Source organism: Luteococcus struthionis, assembly GCF_048595755.1.
Taxonomy (GTDB): domain Bacteria; phylum Actinomycetota; class Actinomycetes; order Propionibacteriales; family Propionibacteriaceae; genus Luteococcus.
This window is the reverse complement of sequence record NZ_CP184360.1, coordinates 3,127,772-3,147,440: the sequence shown is the minus strand read 5'-3', so window position 1 is coordinate 3,147,440 and position 19,669 is coordinate 3,127,772. Positions and strand designations below refer to the sequence as shown.

Annotated in this window: 16 protein-coding genes; 13 read left to right on the top strand and 3 right to left on the bottom strand. The window is 68.5% G+C overall.

Annotated features, from left to right (window positions below; translation table 11 throughout):
* Window positions 1-109: 109 nt before the first annotated feature.
* From ACOAMO_RS14645 to ACOAMO_RS14635, 3 genes are all read left to right on the top strand, one after another.
* Window positions 110-478, top strand: coding sequence for a hypothetical protein (locus tag ACOAMO_RS14645; protein WP_420175472.1), 369 nt, complete (start codon window positions 110-112; stop codon window positions 476-478).
* Window positions 479-772: 294 nt separating this feature from the next.
* Window positions 773-1,237 carry a transcriptional regulator NrdR gene (nrdR, locus tag ACOAMO_RS14640; RefSeq protein WP_420175471.1) on the top strand — a complete coding sequence of 155 codons (465 nt, stop codon included), beginning with the start codon at window positions 773-775 and terminating at the stop codon, window positions 1,235-1,237.
* A gap of 109 nt (window positions 1,238-1,346) precedes the next feature.
* Window positions 1,347-4,229 carry a vitamin B12-dependent ribonucleotide reductase gene (locus ACOAMO_RS14635; protein ID WP_420175470.1) on the top strand — a complete coding sequence of 961 codons (2,883 nt, stop codon included), beginning with the start codon at window positions 1,347-1,349 and terminating at the stop codon, window positions 4,227-4,229.
* Window positions 4,230-4,371: 142 nt separating this feature from the next.
* Here ACOAMO_RS14635 and ACOAMO_RS14630 read toward each other — a convergent pair whose 3' ends face one another.
* Window positions 4,372-5,229 (bottom strand): inositol monophosphatase family protein, encoded by an 858-nt coding sequence (locus ACOAMO_RS14630; RefSeq protein WP_420175469.1) that lies wholly within the window; start codon window positions 5,227-5,229, stop codon window positions 4,372-4,374.
* Between the two features lie 170 nt (window positions 5,230-5,399).
* On the opposite strand from ACOAMO_RS14630, the gene ACOAMO_RS14625 reads away from it, so the two are divergent.
* Complete coding sequence (locus ACOAMO_RS14625; RefSeq protein ID WP_420175468.1) at window positions 5,400-5,990, top strand: CueP family metal-binding protein; 591 nt, start codon at window positions 5,400-5,402, stop codon at window positions 5,988-5,990.
* Between the two features lie 44 nt (window positions 5,991-6,034).
* Here ACOAMO_RS14625 and ACOAMO_RS14620 read toward each other — a convergent pair whose 3' ends face one another.
* On the bottom strand, window positions 6,035-6,556 hold the full coding sequence (locus ACOAMO_RS14620) for a ferritin (RefSeq protein WP_420175467.1): 522 nt from the start codon (window positions 6,554-6,556) through the stop codon (window positions 6,035-6,037).
* A gap of 100 nt (window positions 6,557-6,656) precedes the next feature.
* On the opposite strand from ACOAMO_RS14620, the gene ACOAMO_RS14615 reads away from it, so the two are divergent.
* The 4 genes from ACOAMO_RS14615 to ACOAMO_RS14600 all read left to right on the top strand — a co-directional run bounded on the left by ACOAMO_RS14615 (window position 6,657) and on the right by ACOAMO_RS14600 (window position 10,098).
* On the top strand, window positions 6,657-7,604 hold the full coding sequence (locus ACOAMO_RS14615) for an AEC family transporter (RefSeq protein ID WP_420175466.1): 948 nt from the start codon (window positions 6,657-6,659) through the stop codon (window positions 7,602-7,604).
* Between the two features lie 85 nt (window positions 7,605-7,689).
* Window positions 7,690-8,628 carry a T3SS (YopN, CesT) and YbjN peptide-binding chaperone 1 gene (locus ACOAMO_RS14610; protein WP_420175465.1) on the top strand — a complete coding sequence of 313 codons (939 nt, stop codon included), beginning with the start codon at window positions 7,690-7,692 and terminating at the stop codon, window positions 8,626-8,628.
* A gap of 78 nt (window positions 8,629-8,706) precedes the next feature.
* Complete coding sequence (locus tag ACOAMO_RS14605) at window positions 8,707-9,105, top strand: pyridoxamine 5'-phosphate oxidase family protein (RefSeq protein ID WP_420175464.1); 399 nt, start codon at window positions 8,707-8,709, stop codon at window positions 9,103-9,105.
* A gap of 117 nt (window positions 9,106-9,222) precedes the next feature.
* Entirely contained in the window at window positions 9,223-10,098 is an 876-nt protein-coding gene (locus tag ACOAMO_RS14600; protein WP_420175463.1) for a universal stress protein, read from the top strand.
* A 51-nt stretch (window positions 10,099-10,149) separates the two neighbouring features.
* Here the strand turns inward: ACOAMO_RS14600 and ACOAMO_RS14595 are convergent, their stop codons facing one another.
* Entirely contained in the window at window positions 10,150-10,647 is a 498-nt protein-coding gene (locus ACOAMO_RS14595) for a GNAT family N-acetyltransferase (RefSeq protein WP_420175462.1), read from the bottom strand.
* A 61-nt stretch (window positions 10,648-10,708) separates the two neighbouring features.
* Here ACOAMO_RS14595 and hrpA point away from each other — a divergent pair, with 61 nt between their 5' ends.
* The 5 genes from hrpA to ACOAMO_RS14570 all read left to right on the top strand — a co-directional run bounded on the left by hrpA (window position 10,709) and on the right by ACOAMO_RS14570 (window position 19,664).
* Complete coding sequence (hrpA, locus tag ACOAMO_RS14590) at window positions 10,709-14,680, top strand: ATP-dependent RNA helicase HrpA (RefSeq protein ID WP_420175461.1); 3,972 nt, start codon at window positions 10,709-10,711, stop codon at window positions 14,678-14,680.
* Complete coding sequence (locus ACOAMO_RS14585) at window positions 14,677-15,375, top strand: hypothetical protein (RefSeq protein ID WP_420175460.1); 699 nt, start codon at window positions 14,677-14,679, stop codon at window positions 15,373-15,375. Before hrpA ends, ACOAMO_RS14585 begins: the two co-directional genes overlap by 4 nt.
* Window positions 15,372-16,868, top strand: coding sequence for a GH3 family domain-containing protein (locus tag ACOAMO_RS14580; protein ID WP_420175459.1), 1,497 nt, complete (start codon window positions 15,372-15,374; stop codon window positions 16,866-16,868). The genes ACOAMO_RS14585 and ACOAMO_RS14580 overlap by 4 nt, the downstream gene beginning before the upstream one ends.
* A gap of 91 nt (window positions 16,869-16,959) precedes the next feature.
* Complete coding sequence (locus ACOAMO_RS14575) at window positions 16,960-18,324, top strand: B12-binding domain-containing radical SAM protein (protein ID WP_420175458.1); 1,365 nt, start codon at window positions 16,960-16,962, stop codon at window positions 18,322-18,324.
* Window positions 18,321-19,664 carry a B12-binding domain-containing radical SAM protein gene (locus tag ACOAMO_RS14570; protein WP_420175457.1) on the top strand — a complete coding sequence of 448 codons (1,344 nt, stop codon included), beginning with the start codon at window positions 18,321-18,323 and terminating at the stop codon, window positions 19,662-19,664. Before ACOAMO_RS14575 ends, ACOAMO_RS14570 begins: the two co-directional genes overlap by 4 nt.
* Window positions 19,665-19,669: the final 5 nt, after the last annotated feature.

Genomic DNA, 19,669 nt, shown 5'->3' with positions numbered 1-19,669 from the left:
AGAACAAAAGTTTGATTGCTGTGTTCGATGGAGCTACTGTTTGGGTCGAACAGTTGTTCGAGGCGCGGATGGCGCCTTGGACCGGTTCGCCACTACCAGAGGAGCAGTCATGAGTGCAACGTTCGTCCAGGACTCCGCCGTCACTCCGGCGAAGGTGCGTCGACGTGGGCGCGACCAGCAGCGTGGCCCAGTGGCGCGCCCGCAGCAGCTCGCAGCACCCGTGGGGCGTCCGGTGCAGCCCGGCTTGGCGGGGCTCAGTGGGGCGCCGGTCGGGCTGCAGGCTCGTCCGGCCGAGATCTCGTCGCCGGCTCGCCCGGCGGGGGTGCAGCTGACTGATCGCGGCATCGCCCTGATCGCCTGCCTGCTGGCCCTGATCGTCGCGGCCAGCGTTGCCGTGGGGGTGGGGCGCTTCCTGGCGATCAGCGAGGAGCCGCTGCCGGCTCCCGCCTCGCAGAATGGGGTCGGTTCGGGGTTGTGAGTGGGTCGACTCGTCGGGTCGACTGAGGCGGCCCGGTCAAGCTCCTGGGGGTGTGTCGGCCGGTCTTTCCTGGGCTCCCGGGTGGCGCGTCGGGCCTGCGCTCCCTTGGCTTGACCCTTGGGGGGCGGGCGTCCTACGGTATCTACATCTTGTGGTTGCGGGGATGTAATTCACCCACTGATAGTGGTTGGGCTCCCTTACCCTGCAAGACTGCCAATTCTCGGGCGACACGCCGGGAGTGCCTTCGTGGGCTCCTCGTGTCGCCCGCTTGTGCGCACGAGAGGAGAGCCGACGGTGCACTGCCCATTTTGCCGCCATGGTGACACCCGAGTCCTGGACTCGCGGGCCACCGACGACGGTTGCAGTATCCGACGTCGGCGACAGTGCCCGGCCTGCGAGCGCCGGTTCACCACGATCGAGCAGATGCAGCTCGTGGTGGTCAAGAAGTCAGGCGTGGTGGAACCCTTCCATCGCGACAAGGTGATCGCGGGCGTGCGCAAGGCCTGCAAGGGGCGCCCCGTCAGCGAGGCAGACCTGGCCCGATTGGGGCAGCAGGTCGAGGAGACCCTCCGGGCCTCCGGCCTCGCCGAGGTTCCCAGTGATGAGGTCGGGGTGGCCATCCTGGCTCCGCTGAGCGAGCTCGATCCCGTGGCCTACCTGAGATTCGCGAGTGTCTACAAGCACTACCAGAGCGTCGACGACTTCGAGGCCGCGATTGCCCACCTGCGTGAGCAGGCGGGCGCCTCCGGCACCGACTGAACACCCACAGACCCTGGTCGCCGGCGCCCTGCCGCGTGACCCCTCGCTGGCCACGGTCAGCAAGCAAGACAGAAACCCCCAGGAAAACCAGACAAGGCGGAAGGCCAGCATGACCGAGAACACCAGGACGGCACGTCGCACAGCCAAGAAGGGCACGGGTCTGACCATCGAGCGTGTCTTCTCCACCGACGGCGTCCATCCCTATGACGAGGTCACGTGGGAGAAGCGCGACGTCGTGCAGACCAACTGGAAGACCGGCGAGACGGTCTTCGAGCAGAAGGGCGTCGAGTTCCCCGAATTCTGGAGCCTCAACGCCTCCACCATCGTCACCACCAAGTACTTCCGCGGCGCGCTCGGCACCGAACAGCGCGAGACCGGTCTGAAGCAGCTCATCGACCGCGTGGTGAACACCTATTCCAAGGCCGGCCTCGAGCATGGCTACTTCGCCACGCCCAAGGATGCGCAGGTCTTCGAGGACGAGCTGCGCTGGATGCTGCTTCACCAATACTTCAGCTTCAACTCGCCCGTGTGGTTCAACGTCGGCACCTCCAGCCCCCAGCAGGTCAGCGCCTGTTTCATCCTCAGCGTCGACGATTCGATGGACTCGATCCTGAATTGGTACAAGGAGGAGGGCTTCATCTTCAAGGGCGGTTCCGGCGCCGGCCTGAACCTTTCGCGCATCCGCAGTTCAAAGGAACTCCTCAGCTCCGGTGGCACCGCCTCGGGCCCGGTCTCCTTCATGCGCGGCGCCGACGCCAGCGCGGGCACGATCAAGTCGGGCGGTGCCACCCGTCGTGCCGCGAAGATGGTGGTGCTCGACGTCGACCACCCCGACATCGAGGAGTTCATCGACACCAAGGCGCGGGAGGAGGACAAGATCCGCGCCCTGCGTGACGCCGGCTTCGACATGGACCTGGGCGGCAAGGACATCACCAGCGTCCAGTACCAGAACGCCAACAACTCGGTGCGCGTCAGCGACGAGTTCATGGAGGCCGTAGAGGCCGACGGGCTCTTCGGGCTGAAGGCCCGCGGTGACGGTCGCGTCATCGAGGAGGTCAAGGCCAAGGAGCTGTTCGAGAAGATGGCCCGCGCCGCCTGGGAGTGCGCCGATCCCGGTGTCCAGTACAACGACACGATCAATGACTGGCACACCAACCCGAACACCGGGCCGATCACCGCGTCTAACCCGTGCAGCGAGTACATGAGCCTGGACAACTCGTCCTGCAACCTGGCCAGCCTCAACCTGCTGAAGTTCCTGGGAGAGGACGACGTCTTCGACGCCGAACGTTTCACCAAGGCCGTCGAGCTGATCATCACCGCGATGGACATCAGCATCTGCTTCGCGGACTTCCCGACCGAGTCGATCGGCGAGACCACCCGCAGGTTCCGCCAGCTCGGCATCGGGTATGCCAACCTGGGCGCCCTGCTGATGGCCCTGGGCCTGGGCTACGACTCCGAGGGTGGCCGCAAGCTGGCCGCCGCCATCACCTCGCTGATGACCGGCACCTCCTACCGTCGCAGTGCGGAACTGGCCGCCGTCGTCGGCCCCTACGACGGCTACGCGGAGAATGCCGAGCCGCACCAGCGCGTCATGCGCAAGCACCAGTCGGCCAATGACGCCCTCAAGCCGATGCACAGCAATGACGAGCTGGTGACCAAGGCCGCCACCGAGCAGTGGGAGCAGGTCGTCTCGCTGGGTGCCACCAACGGCTTCCGCAATGCGCAGGCCTCCGTGCTGGCCCCCACCGGCACCATCGGCTTCATGATGGACTGCGACACCACCGGCGTGGAGCCCGACTTCAGCCTGGTGAAGTTCAAGAAGCTGGTCGGCGGCGGCTCGATGCAGATCGTCAACCAGACCATCCCGCGCGCGCTGAAGAACCTGGGCTACGGCACCGACGACGCCCAGCAGATCGTCGATTTCATCGCCGAGCACGGCCACGTGATCGACGCCCCGGCCCTCAAGCCGGAGCACTACGAGGTCTTCGACTGCGCCATGGGTGCCCGGGCGATCCAGCCGATGGGCCACGTGCGGATGATGGCTGCGGTCCAACCCTTCCTGTCCGGTGCCATCAGCAAGACGGTCAACCTGCCCGAGTCGGCCACCGTCGAGGAGATCGCCGACGTCTACATGCAGGGATGGAAGCTCGGCCTCAAGGCGCTGGCCGTCTACCGGGACAACTGCAAGGTGGGCCAGCCGCTGTCCGACGGCAAGAAGGACTCCGGCAAGGCCGAGGTGGTGGAGGCCGCAGCGGTGCCGGAGCCCGAGGTGCGTATCGAGTACCGCCCGCGTCGCCGTCGCCTGCCCAAGAGCCGCGCGGGGCGCACCACGTCGTTCACCGTGGCCGGCGCGGAGGGATACATGACCTCCAGCGAGTACCCCGACGGTCAGCTCGGCGAGGTCTTCCTGAAGCTGGGCAAGCAGGGTTCCACCCTGGCCGGCGTGATGGACGCCTTCTCGATCGCGATCTCCATCGCCCTGCAGTACGGGGTGCCGCTGGAGACCTATGTCCAGAAGTTCACCAACCAGAAGTTCGAGCCCGCCGGCATGACCGACGACCCGGACATCCGCATCGCCCAGTCGATCATGGACTACATCTTCCGCCGTCTGGCGCTGGACTACCTGTCCTTCGACGAGCGTTCGGAGCTGGGCATCTACACCTCCGCGGAGCGTGCCCGCTACGTGGAGACCGGTTCCTACATCAGCGAGGAGGACGAGGCCTCCCTGCCGGAGTCGGAATCACTGAAGAATGATGCCGGTGACGACATCCGCACCGACGAGGGTGGCCCGGTGCAGCCGTCGCTGATCCAGGCGACGCCGCGGGTGGAGCAGGAGACCGTCGGGTCTGCCCACACCACCACCGAGATGATGGAGGGCCTGACCGGCCACGCCATCGATGCCCCGCTGTGCATGACCTGCGGCACCAAGATGCGTCCCAGCGGATCCTGCTACGTCTGCGAGGGCTGCGGCTCCACCAGCGGCTGCAGCTGATCCAGCGGATCGAGTTCATCGGCGCGCCTCCTGCCACAGGAGGCGCGCCGATGCGCGTCCAGGCCTCGACTGGCTCGGCCGTCGGGGATCAGGGGCGCCGTCGGGAAGGGGCCTCGACAGGCTCGACCGTTGGGGGCCGGGGTCAGCGATGCACGTCGCGCAGCAGGTCAGCCAGTTCGTTCGCGGTCTGGGCGGGGCCCGCGATGGTCATGTCCTCGCCGGGGGCCGCGTCCAGGCCGCGAACCACGGCGCCAGCCTCGGTGCAGATGATGGTGGCGGCGGCGATGTCCCACACATGGACTCCGCGCTCGTAGTAGGCGTCCAACTGGCCGTCCGCCACATGGCACAGGTCCAGGGCCGCCGCGCCAGCCCGGCGGATGTCGCGCACCTGGGGCAGCAGCACCGCCAGGGCGCGCGCCTGCTCCGCGCGACGCTCGGCGGAATAGCCGAAACCGGTGCCCACCAGGCACTGGTCCAGGCCTTGGGCCGCGGAGATCCGCAGGGTGGTCTCCTCTCCGCGACGGGAGCGACGTGCGCCACCGCCCTGATACGCCGCGAAGGACTCCTCCAGCAGGGGAGCCACCACGGCTCCTGCCAGCGGCTGCCATCCGCCCGGAACCGACGGGTCACCGATCACGGCCGCGACCGAGACGCAGAAGGATGCCTGCCCATAGAGGTAGTTCACGGTGCCGTCGATCGGGTCGACGACCCAGGTGATGCCGTCGGGCGAACCGCTGCGCAGCCCCTCCTCGCCGTACTGTCCGTCACCGGGACGCAGCTCATGGAGCATCGTGGAGGCCAGTTCCTCCGATCGACGATCCATCTCGGTGACCACATCGGTCGCCGAGGACTTGGTGGCGGCCACCCCGAGCGCCTCGGGACGTTCGTCGACCACCAGTCGGGCACAGGCCCGGGCCACCTCCAGGGCCACCGATTCCAGCTCGGCGAGTGCGGTGGGGGAGAGGTTGGAGGGGGAGTGCACGGCAGGTTCGTTGCTCATGGGTCCATCATCTCGCTCCAGCCTCGTGTCGCGTCGAATCCGATCCCAGCAGAGTCGGATCCCAACAGTCGGATCCCAACGGAATCGGGCTCGGCCAGAGGGTGCTGTCAGGCGCACAGCCTTGCCACGGTAGATTCAGGGGAAATGTCCCATCCCCGAGGAGCAGCCAGATGACCAAGCCTTCCCGCCCCACCCGAGCCAGCCTGTTGGCGCTGACGGCCTGCCTGGTGCTGGCTGCCGGTTGTTCGGGTGCCGAGCCCAGCCCCGCTCCGGCCCCTGCCGCCTCCGCCTCGTCGGCAGAGCAGGAGGCGCTGCAGGGCACCGACGCCGTGGCGATCATCGACGCCTTGGACGCCTCGCAGCAGCAGCGCCCCATGGAAGGTCTCAAGGCCTCGGTGAAGGCCGACCAGCTGGTGCTCACCGATGATCGCGGAGAACGCACCCTGCCGATTCCCGACGACAAGTTCTACCTCTCGGTGGCTCCCTACCTGACCCAGACCCACGAGTGCTTCGCGCACAGCCTGTCCGGTTGCCAGGGCGAGCAGGCCAAGAAGCAGATGCACATCACCATCACCGCCAAGGACGGAAGCACGCTGGTGGACGAGGACGTCACCACCGGGACCAATGGCTTCGTCGGCTTCTGGTTGCCGCGAGACGTGCAGGGCACCATCACCGCCACCATGGACGGGAAGAGTGGGACGGTGCCCTTCGCCACCGCCCAGGACAGCCCCACCTGCCTCACCACGCTGCAGATGGCCTGACCCGAACGAGAAAGTGCCCCCGGCTCCGGCCGGGGGCACTCGATTCACTGCGCGGCGTTCTCGGTGCTCTGCGTGGGGCGCTGCGAGAGCTCCTGGTCCAGCCGCAGCAGCCCCGGGCCGTCGTCATTGATCATCGTGATGCGGCCGATGATCTCGCTGACGGTGGCCTCCTCCTCGAGCTGTTCGCTGATGAACCAGTTCAGCAGGGGCCGCGAGTCGAGGTCTCCGGCGCTGTCGCACTCCCGGTAGAGGTTGCGGATGGACTCCGAGACCTTCTGCTCGTGCTCCAGGGCCATGTTGAACACGTCGAGCGGGCTCATCGAGGCCTTGGTCTTGGGCGCTGCGACGGCCCCGATCTTGGGATGGTTGTCGCGGTCCAGCAGGTGGTCGATGAACTTGTTGGCGTGCACCACTTCCTCGTCGGCCTGATGACGCAGCCAGGCGGCCATTCCGGGCAGGTCCTGGGCATCCATCTCGATGGCCAACTGGCGGTAGACCGTCGACGACTCGAGCTCCAGGGTGATCTGGGCATTGAACAGCGACTCAAGTTCCTTGGACATCTTCATGCCTCCAGCAAAGCAGCTGTCGGACGCCACGACGACCGATTCCCCCAACAGCGAATCGCAGTGTGACCGGGGATGCCGCCATCACGTTAGGGTGTGCCCCATGGTCAGCGTCCTGAGTGGATTCCTCACCATCTGGGCGGTCGTTGCCGTCGGGTGGGTGCTGGCCCATTGGCGAGTGCTCGATGCCAGCTCGCAACTGATCCTGAGCAAGCTCAGTTTCTTCGTCGGCAGCCCTGCGCTGTTGATGACCATGATGGCCACGGCAGACCTGAAGCGGATCTTCGCGTGGAACCTGTTGGTGAGCGTGCTGGCGACGGTGGCCACCGGCCTGCTGTGCCTTGCCCTGTTGCAGTGGGTGCTGCGCGACGAGAACGGGCGGCCGCACACCCTGGGGCACCGGGTGATCGCCACCTTCACCTCCTGCTACGTCAATGCCGGCAACATGGGCCTGCCGATCGCGGCCTATGTGTTGGGCGACATCACCTGGATCGCGCCCCTGCTGTTGGTACAGGTGGCCGCGTTGCAGCCCTTGGGGCTGGCCTTCCTGGACATCGAGGCCGCCCGACGCCAGGGCGTGGCCGCCTCCCGGCTGAAGAATGTCACCCTGCCGCTGCGCAATCCGATGACGGTGGGAGTGCTGCTGGGCCTGGCGATCAACCTGCTGGGATGGACGATCCCGCCGGTGGCCAATGAACCGCTGACCATGCTCGCTGGCCTGGCGGTGCCCACGATGCTGGTCGCCTTCGGGGTCTCGCTGCGGTTGGGCCCGCTGCCGGGCCGGGGGCCGTTGTTCAACGAGACCCTGGTGCTGAGCGGGCTGAAGCTGTTCGTGCAGCCGATGCTGGCGCTGATCCTGGGCCGCCTGTTCGGCCTGGACCAGACCACCTTGCTGGCCGTGATGGTGCTGGCGGGCCTGCCCACCGCCCAGAACGTGTTCAGCCATGCGGTGCGCTACCAGACCTCGGTGGTGCTGGCACGTGATGTGGTCTTCATCACCTCCATCGCCTCGATCCCCACCATCATCACGATGGCCGTGGTGGTGGTCTGAGCCCGGGCTGGCCAGGACGGCACGCAGGTGGTCTAGGTTGGAGGCGAGGGGCGTGGTGACGCCGCACTGCTGGCGAAGGGAAGTCATGTCGGAGCAACTGGTGCCGGAGGAATTCGACTTCGATGCAAGCACCAGCCAGGCCTGGGTCCTGTTCGCAGAACGCCTGGCCGAGGTGGTCTCGGTGATCGAGGACGGCGGAAGCCTGGTGGTGGGAACCGGAGGCGCCGAACAGGGTGCGCCCTTCGTGCGTTTCACCTGCGGGGTGCGCACCGCCCGCGAGGAGTTGCCCATGGTGGTGGCCGAGGCCTCGGGCAACCAGGAACTGACTGACAGTTTCCGGCTCAGTGAAGACCAGCTGCGGCAGTTGGCCGGGCTGGGGTGGCGCGAGGCCGACGAAGAGCATCCAAATCCTTGGGCCGAACACGTGCAGGACGAGTCGAGCGATCTGGCAGACCTGGCCGTCGCCACCCTGCGTGACGTCTTCGGGGTGCAGCACCCCGTCTTCCTGGCCCCCGACCAGTTGGCCGAGATCCTTGCCCCGGCTCCAGCGGCGGAGGAGCCCGTTCGTCCGGGCTCCGCCGCGCGCCCACCGGTGGGGGCCACCTTGCCCGCCGACCGCGACGAGCTGGTGGAACTGGTACGGGCGGAACTGGCCCAGATGTTCGGCCACGAGCCGCTGCGCGACGACGAGGGTGATTTCGCGATCCGGGTGGGCTCGGGGATGGTCTTCGTCCGCTGCACCGCCGACGCCCGCGAAGTGCTGCTCTTCTCCGTGCTGGTGCACGACCTGGAGGGACGCAGCCGCGCCGTCGAGGTGCTCAATGACCTCAACTGCGAGTCGCGCTTCGGGCGTTTCGCCCTGTACAAGGATCGCGTCTTCGTCAGCATGAGCCTGCTGGCGCGGCCCTTCGTCGCCCAGCACCTGACCGAAGGGGTGACCGTCATCAGCCAGATCGCCGACGGCATCGACGATGAACTGGCCGCCAAGCTGCGGGGGAGGGTGACCTTCACCGACGAGGCCTGACGGGGCCGCTCGAAGCACCAGACCAGACCAACAATCAGCGAACGGACCGGCGCTGGCCGCCAGGAGGAGGACAAGGCAATGGGTGAAGGACATTTCGAGGTGCTGGACCAGGACGAGTGCCGCCAGCTGCTGCGAGAGGGCACGGTGGGCAGGCTCGCCTTCGAGGGGCCCGACGGCCTGACGATCCTCCCGCTGGCCTACACCCTGGACGGCGACCTGGTGGTGGTGCGTACCGCCGGTGGCACCCAGCTGGCTGAGCTGCCCGACGAGGCGCCGGTCGCCTTCGAGGTGGACGACCACGACCACCAGAGCACCAATGGCTGGAGCGTGCTGGTGCGGGGGCGGCTGGTCTATGTCTCCGAGGACCAGCTCACGGCGGAGTTCACCACCCCGACCCCCTTCGTCCCGGGGGAGCGCGAGCTGGTGCGGGGCATCAGCCTGGACCGGCTGGACGGCCGGGCCGTGGCCAAGGGCTGAGGACGCGCCGAGCGGCACGCCTTTCGACCCACCAGCGCTTTCGGCTTGCGGGAATGGAAGAATGGACCCAAGACGCACCCGGCACCGACGCCGGGAACGAGCGAGGAGATGATGGCCATGAGTGCAGCAGCCAACGACCACGACAATCCCATTGCGGGCCCCCGCGTCCTGGTCGGCGTCGACGGCTCCGAGGACGGTCTGCGCGCCGTCCGCTACGGGGTCGGTGCAGCTGAGCGGCGCGGTGCCACCCTCCACCTGGTGCATGCCGTTGACGATGCGGTGCTCGCCGGTGCCTGGGGCGTGGTCTACGACCCGAGCGCACTGCAGCAGGCGGGTGAACACGCCAACCAGGCCGCCGTCCAGCTGGCCCGCGAGGCAGGACTGCCCGAGGACCGGATCCACGCCGAGGTGGTGCTGGGCAATGCGGCCGCGGTGCTGAGTCGGCTCAGCGAGGGTGCCGAGCTTATGGTGGTCGGTCGGCGTTCGGTCAGCGGCCTGGAGCGCATGTTCATCGGTTCCACGAGCGTCGCAGTGGCCGATGCCGCGCACTGCCCGGTGGTGGTCATCTCGGCCGCCGCCACCCCCGGACCCACCGGTGGTCTGGGACGGATCGCGGTCGGCATCGACGCGCAGAACCACTCCCCGGCCACCCTGGAATGGGCGATGGCCGAGGCCGAACGCCGCGGCGTCACCCTCGAGGTGGTGCACGTGGCCAAGAGCGACGAGACCCGGGTGGTGGGCGAACAGGTGCACGCCGCCGCCCAGGACGGCATCGAGCAGATGCTGGTGCCCCTGCGCACCCAGCATCCCGAGGTGCCCGTCGAGGTGCGCATCGCGGGTGGCGCGCCGGTGGACGAACTGGTGGACACCTCGGCGAACGTGGACCTGCTGGTGATGGGCGTGCAGCGCACCAAGCTGCTCGGCATCCATCTGGGGGGCGTGATGCGGGCCGTGCTGGCCCATGCCCAGTCTCCGGTGGCGCTCGTCAAGTGACCTGCCCGATCCTGGCCGGCTGCGGCCGGGGCACCCACGCCCTGGCCGCAGTCAGTCGGTCTGGGGGATCGACAGCTCCATGATCAGCGCGGTGCGCTGTTCACCGGCGGGACTGGTCCACGGCTTGCGTTCCTCGGTCAGGCGATAGCCCAGCCGCTCCCAGAAGGAGATCGCCTCGGCATTGCTGTCCACCACCGCGAGCCGCCAGCAGGCGCTCGGCAAGCGCCGCAGCAGCTCGTCGTGCAGCCGACGGCCATGGCCCTGGCCGCTGTGGCGAGAATCCGCCTGGAGCAGGCCAACCCAGTTCTGGCCCGCCTGCGGCCAGTCGACCATCACCACCGCCAGCGCGGCCAGACTCGCCTCGTCGAGCCACAAGCCGAAGGAATGCAGCTGGTCGGGAGAGGTGCCGGCGGGCCGGCTGGTCAACAGGTCGTCCACGTCGCTCTCGTCGCTGGGCACACCGTTGACGCGCACCGCATAGCCGTGGTCATGGCGCAGCAGCTCGGCAATCCTCAACCGGTCTCGGGCGCGCAACGGGGCGATGTGCATGCCACGAGGCTAGTCGCTGCTTGCCGCACGGTTGCGTCGAGCGACGTAGGCTGGGACGGCCATGACCGCAGCTGACCACGACACTCGAACCCGCGAACCGCGGCTGGACTTCGACCCGGCCCTGCCGATCGCCGAGCATGCCGACCAGATCGCCGAACTGATCCGGGACCACCAGGTGGTGGTGGTGGCCGGCGAGACCGGATCGGGCAAGACGACGCAGCTGCCCAAGATCTGCCTGCGCCTGGGCCTGGGGCGCATTGCCCACACCCAGCCGCGACGTATCGCCGCCCGCACCGTGGCCGAACGCATCGCCGAGGAGATCGACACCCCACTGGGTGAGCTGGTGGGCTACCAGGTGCGCTTCACTCGTAAGGCGGGCAAGGACACCCGGGTGAAGGTGATGACCGACGGCGTGCTGCTGGCCGAGATCACCCATGACCGCAACCTGAAGCGCTACGACACGATCATCATCGACGAGGCCCACGAGCGCAGCCTCAACATCGACTTCCTGCTGGGCTACCTGAAGCAGCTGCTGCCCAAGCGGCCCGACCTGAAGGTGATCGTCACCTCGGCCACCATCGACACGGCCCGCTTCGCCGAACACTTCAGCGACAAGGAGGGCAACCCGGCGCCGGTGATCGAGGTGAGCGGGCGCACCTTTCCGGTGGAGATGCGCTACCGGCCCTTGGTGGGCGAGGGCGAGGATCCGGACGACGGTGACCAGGTGCAGGGCATCTGCAAGGCCGTCACGGAGCTCTCCCGTGAGGGCACCGGCGACATCCTGGTCTTCCTCTCCGGTGAGCGCGAGATCCGGGACGCCGCGGAGGCCATCAACGCTCTTAAATTGCCGCAGACCGAGGTGTTGCCGCTGTTCGCGCGCCTGTCGGCGGCCGAACAGCACCGCGTCTTCACCGCCCACACCGGGCGTCGCATCGTGCTGGCCACCAATGTGGCCGAGACCTCCATCACGGTGCCCGGCATCCGCTATGTCATCGATCCCGGAACGGCACGGATCAGCCGGTACTCGGCGCGCACCAAGGTGCAGCGCCTTCCCATCGAGCCGGTCAGCCAGGCCAGCGCCAACCAGCGCGCCGGCCGTTGTGGCCGTGTGGCCCCCGGCATCGCGATTCGGCTCTACAGCGAACAGGACTTCCTCGCCCGTCCCGAGTTCACCGAGCCCGAGATCCTGCGCACCAACCTGGCCAGCGTCATCCTGCAGATGGCCGAGGCGGGGCTGGGCGACATCGGCTCCTTCCCCTTCGTCGAGGCCCCCGACCGGGGCCAGATCACCGACGGCCTGCGCCTGCTCGACGAGCTGGGTGCGCTGAAGCCCGGCAACCATTCGCACCCTCGCCTGACCCGGGTGGGGCATCGGCTGGCCAGGATCCCGCTCGACCCGCGACTGGGCCGGATGCTGCTGGAGGCCGAACGCCAGGGCTGCGTGCGCGAGATGCAGGTGCTGGTGGCAGGGCTGGCGATCCCCGACGTTCGGGAACGCCCCAGCGACAAGCGGGAACAGGCCGACCAGCTGCACCGTCGCTTCTGGACCCCGACGATGCCCGAGGCCCCGAGCTCGTCGGACTCCCGTTCCCCGAGCCTGTCGAGGGGTCCCGAGGGGTCGAAGCGCCACACCGCCCACACCAGAGCGGCGGACCGCGTGACCAGCAGCGGCGGCGAGCCCGACTCCGGTGGCGACATCATCGCGATGCTGCGGCTGTGGGACTACCTGCGCGCCCAGAAGAAGGCCCTCTCGGGCAATGCCTTCCGTCGCATGTGCCGCGACGAGTTCATCCACTTCCTGCGGGTGAGGGAATGGGAAGACCTGCACGCCCAGCTGCGTGACATCTCCAAGGAGATCGGGCTGCAGCGCAACACCAGCCCGGCCCCCGACGACAAGGTGCTCACCGCGGTGCTCTCGGGATTGCTGGGACACATCGGCCTGGCCGACCTGCGCGAGCAGGACCAGCCGAAGAAGGACCGCAATGGCAAGCGTCGCCGCCCCGGTCCGCGCGAATACCTGGGGGCCCGCGGGGCACGCTTCGCGATCCAGCCCGGGTCTGCGCTGGCCAAGAACCCGCCGCCGCTGGTGATGGCCGTCGAACTGGTCGAGACCAGCCGACTGTGGGCCCGCACGGTGGCCGCCATCACCGCCGAGCAGGTGGAGGAGGTGGCCGGTGACCTGGTGAAGCGGCAGTACTCCGAACCCCACTGGTCCACCAATTCCGGCTCCGTGGTGGCCTACGAGAAGGTCACCCTCTACGGCGTCCCGATCGTGGCCGAACGCCCCGTCGGCTATGCCCGCATCGATCCGGTGGCGGCCCGGGAGATCTTCATCCGCTCGGCGCTGGTCGAAGGGCAGTGGCGCACCCGGCACCACTTCTTCCACCACAACCGCAAGGTCCGCGAGCAGGCCGAGGAGCTGGAGGAGCGCAGCCGACGCCGCGACATCACCGTCGACGACCAGGCGATCTTCGACTACTACGACCAGCGGATCCCCGCCGAGGTGGTCAGCGTCAACCACCTGGACACCTGGTTGCGCCAGCTCAAGGACAAGCGGCTGCTCGAGATGGAGCTCGACGACCTGCTCGCCCCGCAGGCCGACGAGGTGGACGCCGATGCCTTCCCCGACCACTGGGTGGTGCCCGCCAGCGGCGGGGGAGAGCTGGAACTGCCGATCGACTACGTCTTCGACCCCGGATCGGGGCATGACGGCGTCTCGGTGAGCATTCCCCTGGCACAGCTCAACCAGGTCAAGGCCGAACCCTTCAGCTGGCAGGTGCCCGGTCTGCGGGAGGAACTGGCCACCGAACTGATCCGCGCCCTGCCCAAGAGCGTGCGCACCAGCTTCGTGCCGGCCCCCAACCACGCCCGCGCCGCTCTGGAGTGGCTCGACGAGATGGCCAAGGTCGGTCAGGGGGCGGACCACTCCAAGCGTTTCTGCGACGAGCTGGGCCGGGCCCTGCGCCAGATCACCAGCGTCACGGTGGCGCCCGAACAGTGGAATCCCGAGGCGGTTCCCGACCACCTGCGCGTGGCCTTCCAGATCACCGAGAATGGCCGACCGACCCGCCGCAGCAAGGACTTCTCCGACCTGCGCCAGGACCTGGCGCGCAAGGTCAGCCAGACCCTGACCAAGGCGAGCGCCAAGAAGGCCGTCACCGGCGCCACCAGCTGGACGATGGGGGCCATCGACCGCACCTTGCAGGTGGAGCGCAATGGCACCCGGGCCGTCGGTCATCCCGCCCTGAAGGACGAGGGCAGCAGCGTTGGCGTCGAGGTGCTCGACACGGCCGAGCGGGCCAGCCTCTCGCATGCGCGCGGGCTGCGACGGTTGCTCGTGCTGACCCTGCCCGATCCCACCAAATGGGTGGTGGGGCACCTGTCCAATGCCGACAAGCTGGCCCTGGGCAACTCGCCCTATGCCAGCGTCCCCGCCCTGCTGGCCGATGCCCGGCTCAAGACGGCCGAGCGCCTGACCCACCAGTGGGCGCAGCAGAACCGCACCTCACTCGACGAGGTCCGTGACGCCCAGGCCTACGAGAAGCTGGCGCTGTACGTGCGCCAGGAACAGGCCGATGCGATGCGTGCGGTGGTCTCGACCGCGGCCCAGACCCTGCGCAACCAGACGGAGGCGAAGCTCGCCATGGGCAGCGCGGCGGCGGGTGCGGCCCTGGACGACGTGACGGCACAGCTGGAGAACCTGATCTTCACCAATTTCATCAGCGCCACCCCCGATCCGTGGTACGACCACCTGCCTCGCTACGTGAAGGGCATCACGCTGCGCCTGGCCGCGGCCGCTGCCAGCCCCACCCGCGACCAGCAGCGCGCCGACGTGGTGGACGAACTGGAGGACGACTACGCCGATCTGTGCCATGCCCAGCCCGACGGTCCGCTGCCCCCAGCCGTGGAGGAGATCGGTTTCCTGATCGAGGAGCTGCGGGTGCAGCAGTTCGCGCAGCAGCTGCGCACGGCCGTCACCGTCTCGCCGAAGCGCATCCGCAAGGCGATCGCCGAGGCGTCGGCGTCGCGATGAGCGGACCACTGCGCAGCGAGGTGGTGGCCGTGGGGGCCGTCGACGAGCGGCTGCGCGCCCAGATGCTCGCGCTGATGCAGCTGGTCTACGAAGGCGTCGACGAGCGGGCCTTCCACCGGGACCTGGCGGACAAGGACGAGTGCATCCTGCTGTGGACCCCCGCGGGCAGGCTGGTGGGCTTCTCCACCCAGAAGGTGGTGCACGTCGAGCTGCAGGGGCAACGGGTCGAAGGGCTCTTCTCCGGCGACACCGTGGTGCATCCCGACCACTGGGGATCCCCGGACCTCTTCCAGGCCTTCGCCCGGCGCTATGTGGTGGAGGAGCCGTCCAGATGGTGGTTCCTGGTGAGCAAGGGGCACCGCACCTACCGGATGATGACGCTCTTCTTCAGCGACTTCTACCCCGACCGGCGACGCCCCACGCCCGCCTGGGAACAGCAGGTGATGGATGCCTATGCCAGCCAGCTCTTCGGCGCCGAGCACGACGCCGCCCGGGGAGTGCTGGCCTATCGGGCGCCCAAGGACCGGCTTCGGCCCGAGTACGTGCGCCGGGAGCAGACCGCCCGGCACCCCGACGCGGTCCACTTCGAGCGGCTCAACCCCGGTTATGTCGAGGGCCACGACCTGGTCTGCCTGGCCAGGCTGAGCCCCAGCAACCTGCGCCCGGCCCTGCGCGCCCGGCTCTTGGGCCCATGATCACCACGCTCGCGAACCTGGCCGTGCTGGCCGCGGGCGCACCGGAGCGTGCCAGGCTGCTCGGCATCCGAGACCTGGCGGCCAGCCAGGAGGCGCTGTTGCGCCGGATCCTTCGTCGCGACGCCGACAGTGAGTATGGCCGACGCCACGGCTTTGCCCAGATCCGCAACCACGCGGACTACCGCGAGCGGGTGCCCATCGTCACCTGGGACGACCTGGCTGGTGACGTGGAGCGGATCGCCATGGGGGAGCAGCAGGTCCTGGGCGGGGAGAGGGTCCGGTTGTTGGAGCCCTCGTCGGGATCCACCGCGGCCACCAAGCTGGTGCCCTCCACACGCGGCTCACAACGGGAATTCCAGCGGGCCATCGGTGCCTGGCTGGCCGATCTTGCCGTGGCCGATCCGCGGTTGCTGACCGGTCGCAGCTACTGGTCGGTGACACCGGCTGCGGCGGCCAGCTCCCACCAGGCCGCCGGCCCGGTGCCGATCGGCTTCGAGGACGATGCCGCCTATGCCGGGGCGCTGCGGGCGCACCTGCTGCGTCGGGTCTTCGCCGTCGAGTCCGGCGTGGCACGAAGCACCACCATGGCGGACTTCTACCGGCGCACCGCCCGTGGCCTGCTGGCGGCCGACGACCTGTGCCTGGTCTCGGTCTGGAATCCCAGCTACCTCAGCCTGCTGTTGGAGCAGGTCGCGGAGCTGGCGCCCAGCCTCGCCGACGAGCTGCCGGCCTCCCGACGCCCGGCGGCCCGCGCCGCGGCTCGTGGCGACTGGGAGGCGGTCTGGCCCAGACTGCGGCTGGTCTCCTGCTGGGCCGACGCCCACGCCGCGAGGCCCGCCGGCCAGCTGCAGTCACTGCTGCCGCAGGCCCGCCTGCAGCCCAAGGGACTGTTGGCCACCGAGGGTGTGGTGTCGATCCCCGTCGAGACGGCCGACGGCGCGGTGCTGGCCGCGCGCTCCCACCTGGTCGAGTTCAAGCAGGGGGATCGGGTGGTGCTGGGCCATGAGCTTCGCCAAGGGGAGCGCTACGAGGTGCTGCTGACCACCTCGGCCGGCCTGCACCGCTACCGCTTGGGGGACGAGGTGGAGGTGACCGGGTGGCACGGATCGCTGCCCGTGCTGCGCCTGGTCGGGCGCTGTGACGCGGTCAGTGACCTGGTGGGGGAGAAGCTCTCGGAGGCCTTCGTCGCGGTCTGCCTGCGGGAACTCGACGTGGACTGCTTCGCGGTGCTCGCGCCGGAACAGGACCACTACGCGCTCTACCTGGGCGAGCCCCGTCCCGGCCTCGAGGCGGGGTTGGAGCGGTTGCTGCGGCGCAATTTCCACTATGACCATGCGCGCAGGCTGGGACAGTTGGGGCCGGTGCGTGCCGTGGTGGCCGGCGCCAACGCGGATCGTCGCCTGCTCGAGGCGCGACGGCGTGCCGGTCAGCGGCTGGGGGATGTGAAGACGCCAGCCCTGGCGCGCGGCAGCCTGGCCTTCCTGGTCGAATGATCCACCAAGGCCGCCCGGCTGACCGCCTACCCGCCTAGGCTGGGGCCACATCGAGGCCCCGGCCTCGCCGATCCACAGCGGGAGGTCCGCCATGAAGATCGCCTTCCTGGCCCCAGCCGGGGCCATGCACCGCCACGGCGGGAGCTTCGGGGTGACCTTGCACTACGCACCCCTGACCCTCACCACCCTGGCGGCACTGGTTCCCGACGAGCTGGGCGCCGAGCTGGTGATCCACGACGAGACGGCCGGGCCGATCCCGCTGGACCTGGATGCCGACCTGATCTGCCTGACCGCCATCACCGGCACCGCGGAGCGGGTCTACGCCTTTGCCGACTACTTCCGGGCGCTGGGCCGCACCGTGGTGATCGGCGGGGTGCATGCCAGCATGCTGCCCGATGAGGCCGCCCAGCATGCCGACGCGGTGGTCACCGGCTTCGCCGAGCAGAGCTTCCCGCAGTTGTGCCGGGACTTCGTCGCCGGTCAGCTCAAGCCCCGCTACCACCAGGCCGCTGACTACAGCATCGTCGGGCGGCCGATCCCGCGTCGAGACCTGCTGGCCAGGCGCCGCTACATCACCACCAACACCGTCGAGGTGGTGCGCGGCTGCGCCCTGGGGTGCACCTTCTGCGCCTATCCGACGGCCTTCGGACCCACTGTGCACAAGCGCCCCGTCAAGGAGGTGCTCGACGAGATCGAGGCGCTCCCGGGCAAGTATGTCTGCATTCCGGACGTGAACCTGCTCACCGGCCGGGCCTACACCGAGGAGTTCTTCACCGGCCTGTCCCATCTGGGCAAGCAGTGGTTCGGGCTGGTCACATCGGCCATCGGGCACGACGACGACCTGATCCAGCTCTTCGAGCGCAGCGGCTGCAAGGGCCTGTTGATCGGCTTCGAGTCGGTCAACGAACAGTCGCAGAAGTTCTTCAAGAAGCGGGTCAACAAGGTGGGCGGCTATCCGGCGCTGATGGCCAAGCTGCACGACGCCGGGATCGCGGTGCAGGGCTGCTTCGCCTTCGGCGGCGACGACGAGGACGCGAGCGTCTTCGAGCGCACCGTGGAGCTGGTGCAGGAGATCAAGGTGGACCTGCCGCGCTATTCGATCCTGACCCCCTTCCCGCGCACCGCCTACTACGCGCAGCTGGAGGAGCAGGGCCGCATCTTCGAGCGGCACTGGGCCATGTACGACGTCGAACACGTGGTCTACCAACCGGCGAAGATGAGCGTCGACGAGCTGTACGAGGGCACCGTCTGGGCCTGGCAGGAGACCTACCGCACCCGCAATGTGCTGCAGCGGTTGGCCCCCTTCGACCACGCGCCGCTGCCCGGACTGCTCACCAATGTCGGCTACATGGGTTATGCCAAGAAGTTCCAGCAGTTCACCCGCGACGTGATGACCGACAACTCCGACATCCCGCGCGTGGACCGTCGGCCAGCAGGGGCGGGAGTGGGCTCATGAAGGTCACCTTCATCGTCCCGGCGATCGGCAAGAAGCCCGGCCAGCGCTACATCGGCACCTGGAAGATGGAGCCGCTGACCATCGCGGTGCTCAAGGCACTCACCCCACCCGAGGTGGAGACCGAACTGTTCGACGACCGGATCGAGCTGGTGGACCTCCAGGCCCGCACCGATCTGGTGGCGATCCCGGTGGAGACCTACACCGCCCGTCGGGCCTATGACCTGGCGGCGCGCTTCCGAGAACGCGGGATCCCGGTGGTGCTGGGTGGCTACCACACCACCCTGGTGCCGCAGGAGGCGGCCGAACACGCCGATTGCGTGGTCACCGGCAATGCCGAGCAGGTCTGGACCGAGCTGTTGGCCGATGCCGCCGCCGGTCGGCTCAAACCGCGCTACGACGGCGGGGTCAGCCCCGCCGAGGGCAGCTTCGACCTGCCGCCGGACCGCTCGATCTTGGCCGGCAAGAAATACCTGCCGATCTCCCTGGTGGAGACCGGCCGAGGCTGCGGCCACTTCTGTGAGTTCTGCGCCATCGCCGGCTACTACGGGGCCCACTACCATCCACGCTCGGCGCAGGCGGTCGCGCGCGACGTCGCCGAGGCCCCGCACAAGACCTTCTTCCTGGTGGACGACAACCTGATCGCCCACCGGGAGCACATCCTGGAGATCTGTCGCCTGATCCAACCGCTGAAGGTGCTGTGGGCGGCGCAGGGCACCCTGGAGATGGCCAAGGACCCGGAGCTGCTGGCGGCGCTGAAGGCCGCCGGTTGCGAGCTGATCCTTGTGGGTTTCGAATCCGTCGAACCCGCCAGCCTGAAGGCGATGGGCAAGCGCTGGTCGACGGCACTGGGCGAGCGCGAGCAGCTGGTCCGCCAGATCCACGACGCGGGGATCGGGATCTATGCCACCTTCGTGCTGGGCTACGACGGGGACACACCCGAGACCTTCGACGCCACCTTGGAGTTCGCCCGGCGCGCCCAGTTCCACACCGCCGCCTTCAACCACCTGCTGCCCTTCCCCGGCACCCGGCTCTACACCCGGCTGGAGGCCGAGGGGCGGCTGCTGTCCCCGAAGTGGTGGTTGGATTCGGCCCACAGTTACGGCCAGCTGGCCTACCAGCCGGTGGGGATGGACCCGGGAGAGGTGGCCGAACGTTGCCGCCAGGCGCGCAACAGCTTCATGTCACCGGCCTCGACGCTGCGTCGCGGGATCACCGCCGGGCGACGGGGACGGTTGTCGGCCTGGCCGATCTACTGGATGATGAATGCCCGGATCGGCCGGGAGGTGGACCAGAAGTTCGCCGTCCCGCTGGGCCAGAACCTTGACGAGTGGCCCAAGTGAGGCCG